This window comes from Microcoleus sp. AT8-A3 (assembly GCF_036705675.1).
In the GTDB taxonomy this organism is placed as follows: domain Bacteria; phylum Cyanobacteriota; class Cyanobacteriia; order Cyanobacteriales; family Microcoleaceae; genus Microcoleus.
Window position 1 is genome coordinate 41,709 of record NZ_JAUBVD010000043.1, and the last position, 17,617, is coordinate 59,325.

The 17,617-nt window shown below is 46.2% G+C and carries 16 protein-coding genes; 7 read left to right on the plus strand and 9 right to left on the minus strand.

The features are described from left to right. Positions 1 to 15 precede the first annotated feature (15 nt). Complete coding sequence (locus tag QUB51_RS21945) at positions 16 to 291, minus strand: hypothetical protein (protein WP_333055589.1); 276 nt, start codon at positions 289 to 291, stop codon at positions 16 to 18. A 160-nt stretch (positions 292 to 451) separates the two neighbouring features. Here QUB51_RS21945 and QUB51_RS21950 point away from each other — a divergent pair, with 160 nt between their 5' ends. The 4 genes from QUB51_RS21950 to QUB51_RS21965 all read left to right on the plus strand — a co-directional run bounded on the left by QUB51_RS21950 (position 452) and on the right by QUB51_RS21965 (position 3,575). Further along, positions 452 to 1,090, plus strand: coding sequence for a peroxiredoxin (locus tag QUB51_RS21950; protein WP_333055522.1), 639 nt, complete (start codon positions 452 to 454; stop codon positions 1,088 to 1,090). Between the two features lie 301 nt (positions 1,091 to 1,391). Then, positions 1,392 to 1,973 (plus strand): Uma2 family endonuclease, encoded by a 582-nt coding sequence (locus QUB51_RS21955; protein ID WP_333206102.1) that lies wholly within the window; start codon positions 1,392 to 1,394, stop codon positions 1,971 to 1,973. A gap of 65 nt (positions 1,974 to 2,038) precedes the next feature. Beyond that, complete coding sequence (locus tag QUB51_RS21960; RefSeq protein ID WP_333055524.1) at positions 2,039 to 3,013, plus strand: cysteine synthase A; 975 nt, start codon at positions 2,039 to 2,041, stop codon at positions 3,011 to 3,013. Between the two features lie 262 nt (positions 3,014 to 3,275). After that, a complete protein-coding gene (locus tag QUB51_RS21965) occupies positions 3,276 to 3,575 on the plus strand; it encodes a (2Fe-2S) ferredoxin domain-containing protein (RefSeq protein WP_333208076.1) in 300 nt (99 codons plus the stop codon). Positions 3,576 to 3,589: 14 nt separating this feature from the next. Here the strand turns inward: QUB51_RS21965 and QUB51_RS21970 are convergent, their stop codons facing one another. The 7 genes from QUB51_RS21970 to QUB51_RS22000 all read right to left on the minus strand — a co-directional run bounded on the left by QUB51_RS21970 (position 3,590) and on the right by QUB51_RS22000 (position 11,287). Further along, entirely contained in the window at positions 3,590 to 4,819 is a 1,230-nt protein-coding gene (locus QUB51_RS21970; protein WP_333208074.1) for a hypothetical protein, read from the minus strand. Positions 4,820 to 4,989: 170 nt separating this feature from the next. Then, entirely contained in the window at positions 4,990 to 5,271 is a 282-nt protein-coding gene (locus QUB51_RS21975) for an HNH endonuclease (RefSeq protein WP_333175565.1), read from the minus strand. Between the two features lie 290 nt (positions 5,272 to 5,561). Further along, the gene (locus tag QUB51_RS21980) at positions 5,562 to 6,185 is read right to left on the minus strand and encodes a heme-copper oxidase subunit III (RefSeq protein ID WP_333151381.1); all 624 of its coding nucleotides are present in this window, start codon (positions 6,183 to 6,185) and stop codon (positions 5,562 to 5,564) included. Positions 6,186 to 6,307: 122 nt separating this feature from the next. Beyond that, positions 6,308 to 8,113: a cytochrome c oxidase subunit I gene (gene ctaD, locus QUB51_RS21985; RefSeq protein ID WP_333208072.1), complete on the minus strand. Its 1,806-nt coding sequence runs from the start codon at positions 8,111 to 8,113 to the stop codon at positions 6,308 to 6,310. Between the two features lie 78 nt (positions 8,114 to 8,191). Beyond that, positions 8,192 to 9,193, minus strand: a complete 1,002-nt coding sequence (locus tag QUB51_RS21990; RefSeq protein WP_333208071.1) for a cytochrome c oxidase subunit II — start codon at positions 9,191 to 9,193, stop codon at positions 8,192 to 8,194. 221 nt (positions 9,194 to 9,414) lie between these two features. Further along, positions 9,415 to 10,173, minus strand: a complete 759-nt coding sequence (locus tag QUB51_RS21995; protein ID WP_333208183.1) for a class I SAM-dependent methyltransferase — start codon at positions 10,171 to 10,173, stop codon at positions 9,415 to 9,417. A 97-nt stretch (positions 10,174 to 10,270) separates the two neighbouring features. After that, on the minus strand, positions 10,271 to 11,287 hold the full coding sequence (locus QUB51_RS22000; RefSeq protein ID WP_333259332.1) for an LD-carboxypeptidase: 1,017 nt from the start codon (positions 11,285 to 11,287) through the stop codon (positions 10,271 to 10,273). Between the two features lie 194 nt (positions 11,288 to 11,481). On the opposite strand from QUB51_RS22000, the gene QUB51_RS22005 reads away from it, so the two are divergent. From QUB51_RS22005 to QUB51_RS22015, 3 genes are all read left to right on the plus strand, one after another. Then, entirely contained in the window at positions 11,482 to 12,915 is a 1,434-nt protein-coding gene (locus QUB51_RS22005) for a carotenoid oxygenase family protein (RefSeq protein ID WP_333208067.1), read from the plus strand. Between the two features lie 713 nt (positions 12,916 to 13,628). Further along, positions 13,629 to 14,450 carry an SDR family NAD(P)-dependent oxidoreductase gene (locus tag QUB51_RS22010; protein ID WP_333259334.1) on the plus strand — a complete coding sequence of 274 codons (822 nt, stop codon included), beginning with the start codon at positions 13,629 to 13,631 and terminating at the stop codon, positions 14,448 to 14,450. A 766-nt stretch (positions 14,451 to 15,216) separates the two neighbouring features. Then, a complete protein-coding gene (locus QUB51_RS22015) occupies positions 15,217 to 15,483 on the plus strand; it encodes a hypothetical protein (RefSeq protein ID WP_333271505.1) in 267 nt (88 codons plus the stop codon). Here QUB51_RS22015 and QUB51_RS22020 read toward each other — a convergent pair. Then, on the minus strand, positions 15,465 to 17,617 hold a 2,153-nt coding region (locus tag QUB51_RS22020; RefSeq protein WP_333338883.1), incomplete at its 5' end, for a CHAT domain-containing tetratricopeptide repeat protein. The genes QUB51_RS22015 and QUB51_RS22020 overlap by 19 nt on opposite strands.

Consider the following 17,617-nt stretch of genomic DNA (forward strand, 5'->3'; position numbering starts at 1 on the left):
TGGCGGCCGGATTTTTCAACCGTAAATTCCCGAATGCCCTCGATAATCAGGACAGTCGATCGCATCTTCAGATAAAGCTATGGTAGGCTGAACGGGACACTTGAGGTGGTAATCGCCGGTGAAAAATACGCAGTTAGCACAAGGGATTTGGTGCATCCGCTGAGCTCGGCGCAGGGAGTCGGCGACAGTACGCCCGATACTCGAAAATATCAAAAAAACTAAACCCCAGGCGGAGACAAAACACAGCGGGACTAAAACAGGCTGTATTGCCTTGAGCAAAAAGTAAAGCATAGCAATCAAATTTAGCGGTATAAGCCACACATACATTACAGTAGTGGAATTGCCGATCGATCGACCAAAAAGTTTAGAATCCTTTACAGCTCGATCGAGAAACCGGGGAATTATGGCATGATAAGGAACAGTCCTTAAATAAAATTAGAGGAAATCAGTTATGACTCTGCGATTAGGCGATACAGTTCCCAACTTTACCCAAGCTTCGTCTGAAGGCGAAATCAATTTCTACGACTGGGCTGGGGATAGCTGGGTCGTGTTGTTTTCCCACCCGAAAGACTATACTCCAGTGTGCACCACAGAACTCGGTGCAGTGGCCCGTCTCAAGTCGGAATTTGAAAAGCGGGGAGTCAAAACCATTGCCCTCAGCGTCGATGATGTGGATTCTCACATGGGCTGGATTAAAGATATTGAGGAAACTCAAAACGTCACCCTCAATTATCCGATTTTAGCAGATGGCGATCGTAAAGTTTCCGACATTTACGACATGATCCATCCCAACTCGCTAAACAACTTAACAATCCGCACAGTTTTTGTTATTGACCCGGAAAAGAAATTGCGTTTGAGCATTACTTATCCCGCGAGCACTGGTCGGAATTTTAATGAAATTTTGCGAGTAATTGATTCCTTGCAACTTACCGACAAATACAGCGTCGCGACTCCGGTTGATTGGAAAGACGGCGACGATTGCGTCATCGTACCTTCGATTACCGACCCGAAAGAGTTGGCAGAGAAATTTCCTAAAGGTTATACGCCGATTAAGCCTTATTTGCGGATGACTCCTCAGCCGAATAAATAGGTTTAACATTCCTGGACGCAGAACCTAATTATGTAAGGTGCCCACGGAGCACCTTACCTCTATAATTCGCACGTAATATCAAATCCGTTGACATCGGAATTATGCATCTCTCTCTTCTCTTTCTCTGTGTTCTCTGTGCCCTCTGTGGTTTAATCATTCCGATACAACCGGAATTGATCCCACACCAGCTTATAGTTAGGAATTGAGTCCTTAATCCTGATTTTCGAGCACTCAAGTGCTAACTACAAACAAAGAAATTGTGCAATCTTGTGTAAACACTTTAGATTGGAGGAAAGGCAAAATGCTGTCATCAACAATTGTGTTGCGAATACCGCCAAAATTGCAAATGACAGAAGACGAGTTTTTCGAGTTCTGTCAAATCAATAGTGAATTACGCATTGAACGCAACAAATCGGGAGAATTGCTAATTATGCCCCCTACTGGTGGAACAACAGGAAATCGCAGCGGTAGCGTCTTTGGAGAGTTGTATATTTGGGCTCGCCAAGATGGAACAGGTATGTGTTTTGACTCCAGTACGGGATTTAAGCTTTCAATGGGTGACAGGTCTCCAGATGCCTCGTGGATTAAACTGGAACGGTGGAATACTTTGTCACCAGAACAGCAAGATAAATTCCCACCTATTTGCCCGGATTTTGTAGTAGAACTGAGGTCGGCTTCTGACAATCTCAAGCCATTGCAAGAAAAAATGCAAGAATATATGAGAGAACCAGGAGTGCAGTTAGGCTGGTTAATTGACCGCAAAAATCGCAGAGTTTATATTTACCGTCCCGGTTTGCCCGAAGAATGTTTGGAGAATCCGGCTACAGTTAGCGGCGACCCCGTTTTGCCGGGATTCGTACTTAATATGAGCAAGATTTGGTAGAACTGGTAGCAATAAATATCAACTTCTTGTAAAAATTAATAATAGGATGCAAAAATCAAAAAAATATGGATATTAAAAACGGCTTTGTAGGCACAATAGGCAACACACCACTAATTCGCTTAAACAGCTTCAGCGATGAAACTGGCTGCGAAATTCTCGGCAAAGCAGAGTTTCTCAATCCCGGCGGTTCCGTTAAAGATAGGGCTGCTTTATACATCATCAAAGATGCAGAAGAAAAAGGCTTGCTGAAACCGGGCGGCACCGTTGTTGAAGGCACTGCGGGCAATACTGGCATCGGTTTGGCCCACATTTGCAACGCTAAAGGTTACAAATGTTTGATTGTGATTCCCGATAACCAATCTCAAGAAAAAATCGATGCTTTAAGAACCTTGGGCGCGGAAGTTCGGACTGTTCCCGCTGTTCCTTACAAAGACCCGAACAATTATGTCAAATTGTCGGGAAGATTGGCGGCAGAAATGGAGAATGCTGTCTGGGCAAATCAGTTTGACAATTTAGCCAATCGCCGAGCTCATTACGAGACAACTGGCCCGGAAATTTGGGAACAAACTGATGGGAAAATTGATGCTTGGGTAGCCGCAACGGGTACAGGCGGCACTTTTGCTGGGGTAGGAATGTTTTTGAAAGAAAAAAATCCTGCTGTGAGAATTGTCTTGGCAGACCCGATGGGCAGCGGGCTTTACAGTTATTTCAAAACTGGGGAAATTAAGACTGAAGGTAGTTCGATTACTGAGGGAATTGGCACCAGTCGCGTCACTGGAAATATGGAGAATGCCCCGGTAGACGACGCCATCCAAATTCACGATACTGAAGCTGTCCGGGTGATTTACCAACTGCTGAGGAAAGAAGGGCTGTTTATGGGCGGTTCTGTGGGGATTAATGTGGGGGCGGCGGTGGCTTTGGCGAAGCAAATGGGGCCTGGACATACGATTGTGACGGTACTCTGTGATGGCGGGGCTCGTTATCAGTCGCGTTTGTTCGATCGACAATGGTTGGCTTCCAAAGGTTTGTCACCAGATTAATTATAGGGTGCGTTGAAGTCTTAAGCTGTCCCGCATCTAAATTGTATTTTTCGGGCGGGCGGGACGCTAGGGCCCCTACTCCCCACGATAATTTGAGGAATTCAAAGCGATTGAATGCAATTCAAGTTTAATGAGTTGTGGGATGGGCTTCTAGCCCGTCCAAAGTTTTTAACGACTTTCCTACAATTTGGGCATATATGGCCACACATATTCCCATGATAAAAAAATAGCATATATTGAGCAGATTGTCAAGTGAAAAAACATGAAAATTATCCAATCTTCTAGGCAAGTTCTCGTTTGCCAAAACCGCACTTGTCGCAAGCAAAATTCAGCAAAGGTACTGGCAGCTTTTCAGAAATTGTCGCCCTCAGAAGTTGAAGTTGTTGCTAGCGGTTGTTTGGGACAGTGTGGCAACGGGCCGATGGTGTTGGTACTACCAGAAGAGGTTTGGTACAATGGGGTTTGCCCTGAAGAAGTTGCGGCAATAACTGAGCAACATTTGCGGGGAGGAAAGCCGGTAGAGAGGATGCTTTATCGCAAGTTTCACCGACTTTCACATTAGTCGATCGCCCGCCTTTAAAATTCTTCCGCAAACAATCGGCGGAGAATTTCCGTGACTTCGGCGCAAAATCTGGCGTCGAGTTCGATGGCTAGGCGATCGACACTGGAACCGCCTACAGGTTTTTCAGCCCGCAAAGTCATGGCTAAAGTTCTGAGTTTTGCGGGATTTCCCGCCGCCTTCGGTCGCTCGTCAACAAACCGCACTAAAGCCACATAAACTGTTTCTAGGGTTCCCCGGATCGAGCTGAGTCCGTAACCCAATTTTGAGATAATTACTGGAGAAGTAATAAGGGTATCCATCCCCAAAGTTTTAATTGCTACGTCCACATATCGAGCGCTATCATGTCCCATTGCTCTGACAATGCTTTCTAAACTGTTCCACTGAGATCCTTTCATGCGCGATCGCTGTTCGATGTGGAAGTGCCATCCTAACATGGAAATTAGCCTGGTCAAATCATAAGCAGATACGGTATTACTTTGTTTGGTACTGTTTAATGCCGCACTTAGCAGCACTTGTTTTTTGGTGAGATCGAAGATTTTGGGGTTGTTGTGATAAGGATTTTCGCCGTAATCGCCGCGAAAAATTAGGTCATTATTGCCAGTAGCGCTCTTGAGCCATTGCTCTAATCCTATGCGAGTATCGAAGCGTTTGAACATCGCAGCTAAGGAGTTTGAACTTGCTATATTTGAGGCATAGCTAATCATATCTTTTGCTAAATCGTAAAAGTAAAAATCGTGTCTTAGCCCGTTGCCATCTCTAACAACGCAGTTGTCAATGTCGCAGTCTGGATATTTGGTATTTACTTGACTAACGATATTAAGGAGTGCGATAATTTTAGTAGCACTCCACTGTTCAGCTTTGGTAAGTGCGTTTTTTCCCAGCCACTGCGCCTGAATTTTGCCATCTACAAAAGTACCAATGCAAACGCAGGCTTCTTTGATGTCTGCGTGGAGGAAACTTAAAGCTTGAGAGTTAATTTGAGGTAGTTCTCCCAGGCTGGGAAACGGAGTAGGTTTGAGGGGATTATTGGGGCCTGGAATAGAGCTAATTACTTTTAAGCCGTCGGGTTTCTGTTTGAGATAATCGGGATAGTTTTTAATGTGTTGTTGGTAAGGGGATTTTTCAACGCCCCTGTCTAAAAAAGCTAGTTTGTTGATGTTAGCTTGGGCATCTATTTCCATTTGGAGGTAGTTTTTGTAGATGCGCGCTCGGTCTTTTGCGAGTTCGAGGGAGGTGAGGTTCATGATAATTGTTGGCAGCTTGTTACGAATAAGTAAATAACTATACTAGGATTTAGGCAAACAAACCGGGTTGCTATATAAAATTTTGGGTTAGGAAACGAAAATTAATGAAGAAACCGGGCATCAGACAGTAACTGCGTCCAGGAGTATATACCTAATTTCTGGCCCTGCAATCAAGCTTTTTTGCCGCGTACTTGAATGCGTTTGTCGGTTTTTTGTTTCTTAATCCAAGAGACAAATTTCTGGAGTTCAGGGTCATTTTTGAGCTTTTCCAGGGTGTTGAGCTCTTGGGCGAGGTGTTTGTTGTCAAATAGAGAGTGAATCTGGCGGTGACAGGCTGAGCAAATGTCGATTGTCGGGCTGGGATCTTCGTTTTTCCGCTTGGTGTTTTGTTTGGGGATGAGGTGATGGGCGGTTAATGCTTCCATTTGTCGATCGCACAATTCGCACTGCATAATTTTCTCAATGCTGCTGGATAGGAGAATTGCTACTTTTAGTTTAGCGCGATCGGCTTTGAGGAGGTGAATGATATCATGTGCGATCGATTAACCATAATATCCCGGTCGGGGCGGGTTTTTGAGATTGTCAATTATTGGCAGGTATTGTTGGCGAACCCGCCCCTACGAAAATCGCGGTCGCTCGACCGGACTTGATATGAAAGGCGATCGCACTCTCCAAACAATAAAAAACCCCCAATTGGGGGTCATACAAATCTCTTGTGGCAGAGGCCCAAAAGCCTCTGGGCTCACAAAATATACAGCAGCAAAAACAAAACAATCCAAATCACATCGACAAAGTGCCAGTAAATTTCAGTCGCTTCGATGCCGAAGTGGTGCTCGCTAGAATAGTGACCTTGGGTGCGCGATCGCCAAACTACCCCCGCCATCAGCAGCACTCCAAACGTAACGTGCAAGCCGTGAAAAGCAGTCAAAACGTAAAAGCAACTGGCATACAAATTAGTCGTCAAGCCAAACTCTAAATGAGTGTATTCGTAAACCTGACCTGCCAAGAAAACTGCGCCCATAGCAATAGTTACGAGCAACCAATTCCGCATTCCAGTGGCATCATTCTTTTTAATTGCAGTATCAGCATTGTGAATCACAAAACTGCTAGCAATCAAAATCACCGTATTAATTCCCGGCAGCAATAACTCTCGTCCAGGCGTACCTTCAGGAGGCCACACGGGAGCCATCGCCCGATAAATCAAATACGCGGCAAACATACCGAAAAATATCATGCCTTCAGCGCACAGGAACACAATTACGCCTAACATTCTGTGGTCGGGATGCTCGACGCCGTGTGCTTCTACTTCGCCCTCGTGGTGGTAATTTAGGGCTGTTTTTGTCGGATCGATCGCTGGAATTTGCATAAGAAATTGGTAATGAAGAAGTCAGTTGTCAGTTGTCCGTGGGCATTAGTCATCAGTCAACAGTCAACAGTCAACAATGCCCAATGACTGATGACTGATGAATGATGACTGATGACTAATAACTATTCGCCATCTTGACTTTCATCAGCAGGAGAATCAACATCTCTCTCTGATTCAGGAGCGACCAAAGTGGCAGTACCGCCAAAGAAAGTTGAAGCTTGAGCCTCCGCAATAGGAATACCTGTTTTCTGGGCATTGCGGGTAGCATTTTCCCTCAGCTTGAGCCTGAGACGTTCCCCTGTATGCTGAATTTTTTCCATGCCGTAATCGTAAGGGCCCGTTGCCAATACCGGCACTCCTTCAAAATTTTCGATCGGGGGTGGCGAAGTCGTCATCCATTCCAAACTCAAAGCTTGCCAAGGATTGTCACCTGCTTTCGGGCCGTACATCCAGCTCCAAATCACATTAATGATAAACGGGATTGTAGACACTGCCAGCATATAAGCACCGACAGTACAAATGACATTAATTGTGGTAAATTTCGGGTCGTACATTGCCACCCGCCGGGGCATTCCTTGCATCCCCAAAGCGTGCATCGGCAGGAAAGTTACAGTAAAGCCCACATAGGTTAAAACAAAGTGAACTCTACCCCAAAATTCATTAATCATCCGCCCCGTCATTTTGGGGAACCAGTGGTAAAAAGCAGCGTAAATTCCAAACACTGAGCCGCCAAACAGCACGTAGTGTAGGTGAGCGACGACAAAATAAGTGTCGTGAACGTGAATGTCAAAAGGTACGGAAGCTACCATGATCCCGGTGATGCCGCCGAGGACAAATGTTGAGATAAAACCCATCCCAAATAGCATCGCGCTGACAAGCCGGAGTTTGCCTCCCCAAATAGTTGCCAACCAGCTAAATATTTTAATCCCAGTTGGTACGGCGATGATCATAGTGGTGATCATAAAAAACATCCGCAGCCAGCCGGGGGTGCCGCTGGTAAACATATGGTGCGCCCACACGATCAACCCTAAAAAGCTGATTGCGAGACTCGAATAGGCGATCGCCAAATAACCAAAAATTGGCTTGCGCGAATGCACCGGCAAAACTTCTGAAATCACCCCGAAAAAGGGCATAATCATAATGTAAACTGCCGGGTGCGAATAAAACCAGAATAAATGCTGGTAGACGATGGGATCGCCGTTGCCTGTCGGGTTAAAAAATGCCGTCCCTGCTAACAAGTCAAACGACAGCAAAATCAAAGCTGCGGCTAAGACTGGAGTAGCAATCAAAGTCAGCGCTGAAGTCGCAATCATCGCCCAGCAAAACAAAGGCATATCATTGAGACCCATGCTCGGAACGCGCATGGTAAAGATGGTAACGGCAAAATTCACCGCCCCCAAAATCGAAGAAGTTCCCAGAATCAAAACGCTGAGAATCCAAATTTCTTCCCCCGCTTGAGCAGTAACTAAGCTCAAAGGCGGATAGGAAGTCCAACCCGCCTGTGGAGCTCCTACCAAAAAACTGCTCAACAGCAAAATGCCACCTACGGGAATCATCCAAAAGGCAACGGCATTTAGCCGGGGAAATGCCATGTCTTTGGCCCCAATCATTAAGGGGATCAAAAAGTTAGCAAATCCGGCTCCGGCGGGTACGATCCACAGGAAGATCATCACCGTCGCGTGAACAGTAAATAAACTGTTATAGAGTTCGGGGGTGACAAAATCGGCGTCGGGGGTGGCGAGTTCTGTTCGCACCAAAGTTGCCATCACGCCGCCGATTAGATAGAAAATAAATGTTGTGACTAGGTATTGAATACCGATGACTTTGTGGTCGGTATTAAAAGTGAAGTAGTCGCGCCAATGTCTATCGGCGGGCGCTGTTCCGCGAGCCTCAGTGTTTGCACTTTCTTGGAACTGTGCTTGTGTCATAGTTATTAGTCATTAGTTATTAGTCATTAGTTATTAGCTCTGGGTCAAACACCCAGTGCCAGGAACTAATGACTATTTTTAGTGATGAGTTGGGTGAAGTTGTTCTAGGGTTTCGGAATTAATTTTTATTTCCCTGACGTAGGGAGCCAAAAATTCACCGTCTGACAATTCCCCTGGATTGACTGCAACTGCTTGCTCTAAGTTTTGACTGCTAGCAACTTGCTGTTCTTGCAGCCAACTGTCGAATTCTTCGGGCGTGTGAACGACTGCTACAGCTTTCATCGCTCCGTGATAAGCGCCGCACAATTCAGCACAAACCACCCGGTATTCGCCGGTTTTAGTTGGTGTAAATCTCAGTTCGCTCGGCCGCCCAGGAATTGCATCTTGTTTGAGGCGAAATTCTGGCAGCCAAAATGCGTGCAGCACGTCTTGAGCTGCGATATTTAGCTGTACGTCGCGGTTGGCTGGCATATGCAGTTCGCCGGAACTAACGCCGCTTTCTGGATAGCTAAAAATCCAGGCGTACTGCAAACCAGTGACATTTACAACTAAATCTGCTGGTTTGTCTTCATTTTCTGGGGAAGCGCCTACGCCTAAAGCAACAAGTTTTCTAGACGGAATTTGAGGGGCGTTTTGGGGTGTATCTGAGAGTGTGGCTGCGATCGCACTTCCCCGCATTTTAGAGTGCGCTTGCATGGTGCCGTGGTCATGATTGCCCATCGGATCGAGGCCTCCCATTGAGTTGTAAATCTCAAAACTGTAGACTCCGATTCCTAAAATAATCACCGCTGGCACGGCTGTCCAAAGAATTTCTAAGGGAAAGTTGTCATGCCAAGGCGGCCCGTCTGTGTTGTCTCCTTGACGGCGGCGATATTTAATTGCAGCAACGATGAGAATTCCCTGGACCATGATAAATAGTCCAGTGGAAATGGTCATCATTGTATTGAATAGTCCGTCTATCTGGGATGCTTCGTCAGAGGCGGCGAGCGGCATCAAACCGTGATTCTGCCCGTACCAGAGACTGATCAGAGTCACTCCGATGCCGGCGAGCATGGTGAGGATGGAACTTGGAATGTTCACGCTGGTACTTCTTAATAGCGACACTTCTTCGCTTGAAAAATGAAGGAAGCGCCTCTGGGTTATCAATTTTTAATTGTAAATGGTATTTTTAGTAAAATGTCTCTCTTAAGGGTTACTTAAGGCTTAGAATTTTTGACCGATCGCCTGCGCGCCTCAAAAATACGTCTTTTGTACCTTGACAAAACTCAGTAAAAATGGTATAGAATCGCTCTATTTGGCTGCTAAATTTGAGATTTTTTCTCAAACACCATCAAATGCTGCTGGGGTAACATATCTTTTGTCTCTTTCCATACTAAACCGACGGCGGCCATTTCTTTTTTCACCTGCTTCTGCGTCATTTTGTGCAAACCTTTAATGGGAATCAGCGGGTTTTCGCCCCGATACTCGATCGATACTGTGCGGCCTCCCGGTTTGAGTGCTTTCACAATTCCTTGCATCATTTCTCTGGGATATGCAAATTCGTGATAAGCATCGACCATCAAAACTAAATCTACGCTGTTTTCTGGCAAATTCGGATTGTCGATACTGCCCAAAACTGGCTCAACGTTAGCGATATTTTTTTCTTGTTTATTCAATTCCAGAAAATTAATCATTTCCGGCTGCACGTCAACTGCTAAAACCTTTCCTTCTGGAACTAAGGGAGCGATGCGAAAGCTAAAATATCCCGTTCCGGCTCCAATGTCTGCTACAATATCGGTTGGTTTTAAATCGAGATTGTTGACTAATCGAGCTGATTTTTCTTCCATGCCGCGAGACGGTCTTTCTAGCCAACTAGCGCCTTGATATCCCATGACTTGGGCAATTTCTCGACCCATGTAAAATTTGCCGATTCCGTCGGGATTGTGGACGGTTCGCTGCTGATAAATGGAGTCGCTGTTGGCGGTTTTACTTGCTGCTGCACAGGCGTTGAGCGGCAACAGGCACATTATTGCTAAGATAATTGCTGCTAGCGGTTTAATGAATTGTCGGTTTTTCACGATCGTCCTAATTGTATGTTTAATTTTTTCATTACCAGGCTCTGCGCGGTCATGCAGAACTGGAGGAAGAGCCGAGCGAATATCGAGAATAATTTAAGATTTAGCTGACAGCGGATTCTAACAATTTAATTGTACCAGAGTCAGCGTCGATTTCGACTTGTTTGCCGATCGGCAAAGTGAACTGCTCCCGGATGTGTCCCACCATAGAACCATACCACGCGGGAATCTTCAAAGGCCGAATGTGGTCGGACAAGACTTGAGGTAAGGTTAGGGACTCTTGGGGTTTTTCAGCTTCGCACTTGGTACACTGTCCGAAAATAAAACCTGATATTTTATCGAGAATGCCCGCTAATTTAAGCTGCGTCAACATTCTATCGATGCGATAAACTTCTTCGCCAACTTCCTCGACAAACAAAATACTATTTTCCCACTGCGGTAAATATGCAGAACCCACCATTGCTGCGATTACTGATAAATTGCCGCCGATTAGTTTTCCCCTAGCTGTGCCGCGCCCGATTGTTTGAACTTGCACGCTTGGGGAGTTTTGCATGGTCACAGAGCCGCCCTCAAACAAAACTTTTTTGACGTAATTTACTGTAAAGGGGCTCCAAGTTGACACACCTAAAGGGCCGTGAAAAGTAATTATATTAGTTTTAGCATAAATCGCCAATAACAGCGCCGTAATATCACTAAATCCCATAATAATTTTGGGATTGTTGCGGATAATATTGTAATCTAGGAGTGGCAATATCCGACCGCAGCCCCAGCCGCCCATCCCGGTAAAAATAGCTCGCACTGAGTCGTCGGCAAAGGCTGCGTTGACATCGGCGGCGCGATCGGCATCCTTGCCGGCTAAATAGCCGTAGCGATCGTAAAAATGCTCTCCCAATTTAACTTTTAAACCCAGGTTATCCAGAACTTTAAAAAATGGCTGCACTTCTTTTTCGTAGTTGAAAGCGGCAGGATTGATTAAGGCTACAGTATCGCCGACTTGCAGGCGGCGCGGATTAGCGATCGCAGTTTTGGGAGATAGGCTAGTTTGGGCGAGTGGCAAAAGCTGAGTACCAATAGCAGTCAGCCCAAAAGTTCTGATCAGAGCACGGCGGCGGAGAGTCATAAGTGTTATACCCTTGTTCGATTAAGTGAGGTACAGGTTGAGATTTTAGATTTTAGATTTTAGATTTTAGATTGGGGGATTGAGCAATTGTTAATTCATTGATGAATGGCTCACGCGAGAACTGTTATAGATGGTTTTTGCTATAATTGTATAGCAAAATATCTGTCAGATCAGTTTAAAATTGCGAGTTTCCAATGAAAACAGACACTAAAATCTCAGCTAAAAAATCTTGGGCTCAAGCTTTAGCCCGTCCTGCTGCGGAGTTTCCGCTGACTCAGCTATCGGTTAAAACTGGTAAAATTCCCGACGGATTGCGCGGCACTCTCTACCGCAACGGGCCCGGACGTTTGGAACGTGGCGGTGTTGCTGCGGGACACTGGTTTGATGGCGACGGTGCAATTTTGGCTGTACATTTTACCGATGTCGGTGCTACGGCTGTTTATCGCTACGTGAAAACAGCGGGATATCTAGCTGAAGAAAAAGCTGATAAATTTCTCTACAGTAATTATGGCATGACAGCACCGGGCCCTGTGTGGTTGCGGTGGACTAAAACTGTTAAAAATGCTGCCAATACTTCTGTTTTAGCTTTGCCCGATCGCCTTTTGGCATTGTGGGAAGGTGGCCCGCCTCACCGCCTCGATTTGCAAACCCTGGAAACTCAGGGAACGGACGATTTAGGCAGTTTAGATAGTAAATTTGTTTATTCTGCTCACTGCAAGCGCGACCCGATTACTGGCAATATTTTCAACTTTGGAGTTACCAACGGTGCGACTACAAAGTTGAATCTGTATAAAAGCGATTTTACTGGCCAAGTCGTGCAACAATCAACAGTTGCTTTAGATGGAATTTACGCGCTCCACGATTTTGTTTTGGCGGGTAAATATCTGATATTTTTTATCCCGCCGGTGCAAGTCAATTTTTTGCCATTGTTAACGGGAATTAGCAGTTATAGCGAGTCCTTTCAGTGGAAACCGGAGTTAGGTACTCAGATATTAATTTTTGACTCAGAAACTCTCTCTTTAGTTAGTCGCGGCGAAACTGAACCTTGGTTTCAGTGGCATTTTGCTAACGGTTTTGTCAAGGAAGATGGTTCCGTGGCTGTAGATTTTGTGCGCTTCGCTGACTTTCAAACTAATCAGCGACTGAAAGAAGTACCGACTGGTGAAACTAGCACGGATGCGGAGGGTACTCTTTGCCGAGTGCATCTCAATCCTCTGACGGCGAAAGTGACAGGAATAGAAGAATTGTTGGATAAACCTTGTGAGTTTCCGATCGTACCTGCTGCCGAAATAGGGCAAGACTCACGATATATTTATCTGGCAATGTATCGCCCTGACGTTGATATTGTACCGGAACGTTTCGGTGCGATCGCCCGTTTCGACACGCAAAGCCGCAATCTCACAATTGCCGACTGTGGCGAAAATCGCTATCCCGCAGAGCCCATCTACGTTCCAGATATTTCCTCGGAGAAAGGTTGGATAGTAACAGTTGTTTACGACGGCAATTCTGACAGCAGCGAAGTCTGGATATTTGACAGCGAAGGGCTTGATCGCGAACCTGTTTGCAAGCTAGAACTGCCCGGTGTCATACCTTTGGGCTTTCACGGCACTTGGAAATCGGCAGTCTGAGAAAATTGTAAAGAAGTGTTGCGGAAGATTTATTAAAAATTGTTGCCGCTTCTCTGTCAAGTTGTTAAGGTGTGTGTAGATAGGAAATTCTCATATCTAGGAGGTGTGGAATTGATAATCTGCATTGCTCAATTATCCTGTGCCAATTCGCACGAATCCCCGGCGATTGTAAGTCGCCGCTGCACAGGATTTCGTCTGCCTCTGCGGACTAAAAAAAGAGGGGTAATTAAGCCCTGGCGAATAACTAATCCCGGCGAATATTCCCGGCGAATGAATTCGCGGCTACACAGGCAAAGTCCGCCTCTGCAGACTGAAGGAAACCAATACCTGGCGAATAAATTCGCGGCTACACAGGCGAAGTCCGCCTCTGCAGACTGAAGAAAAAGCGGTAATAAAGCCCGCTTTGACATGATTATCGACTAGGTTTGCCCATCTCAGCTTTGTCTGCTGGCATGAGGTTAAAAGACCAGATAATTAACTGATTTCTGGCAAACCAAAAGTTTAGTTCAGCTCACGCGCACGTTAGCGATTCAAAAGTTTTTAGTTTTGAGTTAACCCCACAAGTAAATGAGGTCTATCGAAACAAGATAGCCTTTTCAATAATTATGAATTATGAGTTGTTACCGCCAAAACATTCAACTCATAACTAATAATTCACAACTCACAACTCATAACTCCGTGCCGCGGTGAGCATCTACCAAAAGGTTTAATCTATGCAACTTCAAGGAAAAACAGCTCTTGTTACAGGGGCTTCGCGCGGAATTGGGCGATCGATCGCCCTGGAATTAGCGAGACAAGGAGTCAAACGTTTGTTGATTGTGGCGCGCAACCGCCGGCAATTAATTGAACTGGCAGAGGAAATCGATGTTTTGGGCACAGAAGTAGTGCCGTTAGCTTTGGATTTAACTCAGTCAGTAGCGGTGAATATTGCGATCGCCCAAGCTTGGCGAGATAGCGGCCCCATTCACCTGCTAGTCAACTGTGCAGGCGTCGCCCACCAAGCATCATTCTTGCGTTCGCCACTCCCGTTAATCGAGGAAGAAATCGCCTTAAATTTGCTCGGAACCTACACAATTACCCGCTTGATAGCTCGGCGAATGGCGACTCAAAAAGAGGGAACAATCGTCAATGTTTCCAGCTTAATGGGCAAAATTGCCGCTCCCACAATGGCAACTTATTCTGCTACCAAATTTGCCATTTTGGGATTCACCCAAGCTTTGCGTAGCGAGTTAACTCAGTACAATGTTCGAGTCACAGCTTTGCTGCCATCTCTAACAGATACCGACATGGTGCGAGACTTGGAACAATTTCGCTGGGTAGTGCCCACAACTCCCGAAAAAGTTGCCCTAGCACTTGTCGCGGGATTGCACAAAGATGCGCCAGAAATCTTGGTAGGATGGCAAAGTCATCTAGCAGTTTGGTGTCACCGAATTGCGCCTTGGTTGCTGGATTTTGTGTTGCGGATGGCGACTCCCGAACTTCGGAATAAATCGCGGGGCCGCAAATTGCGGGAGGCTTTAGCTAGCGGGCGATAAACCCTTTTCTGGGCGGGCAAGATGCCCAACACACAAGAAAACTCATTCTTTGTGGAATGGGCATCTTGCCCGTTCCGGGCTCTTCGGCCCATTGGTGTCAACTTAAGCTGTCAGCCCGCCCAGCCGGTAGTCCGCCCGCCCACCCGGTAGTCCGCCAGGGATTGAAATCCCTGTCTCATAGCGAAAGTCCTCGCTATGAGGACTGGGAAAAAGAATTTTTGACGTTGCTGATTCACGCCGCCCACCCAATAGTCCGCTAATCCGCCAGGGATTTAAATCCCTGTCTCATAGCGAAAGTCCTCTGAAAGAGGACTGGGAAAAAGAATTTTTGACGTTGCTGATTCACGCCGCCCACCCGTTAGTCCGCCAATCCGCCAGGGGTTGAAACCCCTGTCTCATAGCGAAAGTCCTCGCTATGAGGACTGGGAAAAAGAATTTTTGACGTTGCTGATTCACGCCGCCCACCCGTTAGTCCGCCAATCCGCCAGGGGTTGAAACCCCTGTCTCATAGTGAAAGTCCTCGCTATGAGGACTGGGAAGAAGAATTTTTGACGTTGCTGATTCGCGGTAGGAATCAACTTTTTGCTTGATGTTACAAAACTGACCATACTGGTTTTATAGCAATTGGGAAATCTGAATTCCTACCTGTATTTAGCAACGCCCAGCAACGCCGAATTTTTAAACTCATTAGTCCTCTTCAGAGGACTTTAGCTATTAGACAGGGAATTCATTCCCTGTCGGATTGTCGGACTATCGGACTATCGGATTGTCGGACTATCGGATTGTCGGACTATCGGACTATCGGATTGTCGGACTATCGGATTGTCGGACTGTCGGACTGTCGGATTGTCGGACTGTCGGATTGTCGGACTGTCGGATTGTCGGACTATCGGACTGTCGGATTGTCGGATTGTCGGACTATCGGACTACCGATTTAACGTGTTTGTTGACACCAATAGGCATTGCCGTGTCCCTACAAGGGCTATGTACTTACTTACCAGCAAAAGTGCTGTATCATTTCCACTCGCCCTGAAGGGTAAAAGCCGCCCAATAATAGGGAGATTTCCATTTTTCCTCCTGCATCATTTCAATCTGCGCCGCCCTCAAAGCTGCCGCCGGCGCTAACTTTTGTTGCACCATTTTTTGATAAAACTTTTGCATTAACACAGAAGTTCCTTCATCATCCACATTCCACAAACTCACCGCCACCCGCTGCGCCCCCGCATACATAAAACCCCTTGTTAATCCCACCATTCCTTCGCCTCTAACATTCTGTCCCATGCCCGATTGACAAGCACTTAAAACTACTAAATTTGCCGCCAGTTTCAAGTTGAAAATATCCGTGAGGCGCAAAAAACCATTGACAAGATTGCCCTTGTCATCTACCATCGACATCACAATTCCTGACAGTTCGGGATTTTGGCTGTTGGCAAGGCCGTGGGTGGCAAAGTGAACGATTTGATAATTAGCTAAACTGCCGTCGGTAGCAGTAGTGCGGCTGGCATCAAAATCAATCTTTTGAGTGCTAGAAGCTGAGGGAAATAAGCTGGATATCGTTTGGGCTTCTTGGCGGGTAAATGCGAGGCGTTCGGGTGGCCATTGCCGATTAGAAGCACGAAGCGATTGATTTAAACCGAGGTTATTTGCTTCTAATTTTTCTGTTGTTGCTTGGGTAATTTTTCCTTTAATTCTTTCATCCTCTGGACTGAAAACAGGATCTGCTAAAATTGCTAAATTTCGGCTTGGTGGTTTTCTATCTCCGTAATTTTGCCTGAGAATGGCGAGAGTTGAGGCAGAAGGCAGAGTGATAATTTCATGTTCGACTATTAAGGGAACATTGGTATTTTGTCCGGCGGTTTGGGAAATATTTAAAGCTTGAAAAGGGGTATAATGCAACACGCCGTCGGGAACAATTAATAAGCGTTTGTTTCCTAATTGGGCTGCTGCGGGCTGTAAAATCACTTGACCTAGATTGGCACTCGCTTGGGCAACTTGTTGGGGAATATCTCTCTGGATTGGGCTAGTTATTGTCTCTAGGAAGTTCTTAGCTGCTGTTTCAATATCTGCGCGTTTTGGTAATTCATAGCTGGTTACTCCTGTTGATGTCACAACCCACAAATAACTGCGGTCTTTGCCGAGGGAATATTGCAATAAAATCGTGTTTTCATCGAGAATCTGTTTCTGAATTTCTGGTAGCGTTAAAGGTTGGGGTTGGGTGAGGGCAGCGTAGCGGGGGCTGGCGGTACGAATCTTGGTTTGAACTTCCTGATATTGTTGCAAAAGTGCGAGGCGCTGTTTGTCGATTTCATCGATTTTAGTTGCGTTGGGGTTGGGGCTGCTGATTGTTTCGATGCGCTGTTTTTCAATGTCATCGAGTTGCTGTTGCACGCTCTTTTCTTGTTGCAGTAAATCGGGGGAAATACCTTCGCGAATGTTGGCGTTACTTTCTTGGAGGAGTTCGAGGAGACTGCGGGCCCTCGAACGTTCGCTGGCTTCTAAGGCTTTTGTATCATAACCGGATTTAGGATTAGTTTTATGCAGTTGCATTAACAAATCGATGTAGAATTCGTAGTGGTTCTGTACTGTGGCAAAGTATGAGCTGCGGAGTTCTGGGCTGGCTATTTTGGTGCGGAGGTTTTCGATGATTTTGAGAGAGGATTCAATGTTAGTGAGCGCTTCAGTGAGATTGCCTTGAGCGCGTTTGGCATAGGCAATACCATAGAGGGTGGTAGCTTCCCCACGGCGATCGCCGGTTGCCCGAAATAGGGGAAGCGACTGGCTGTAATACTCTAGCGCTTTCTGTTTTTCTCCCAAATCTGAGTAGACTCTGCCGATGTTGTGGAGGGTGGTAGCTTCCCCACGGCGATCGCCTGTTGCCCGTCTCAGGGGAAGCGACTGGCTGTAATACTCTAGCGCTTTCTGTTTTTCTCCCAATGCTGAGTAGACACTGCCGATGTTGTTGAGGGTGGTAGCTTCTCCGCCGCGATAGCCGGTTGCCTGAAATAGGGGAAGCGACTGGCTGTAATACTCTAGCGCTTTTTGTTTTTCTCCCAAACCTGAGTAGACAGTGCCGATATTGGTGAGGGTAACAGCTTCCCCGCTGCGATCGCCTACTGCCCGTCTCAGGGGAAGCGACTGGCTGTAATACTCTAGCGCTTTCTGTTTTT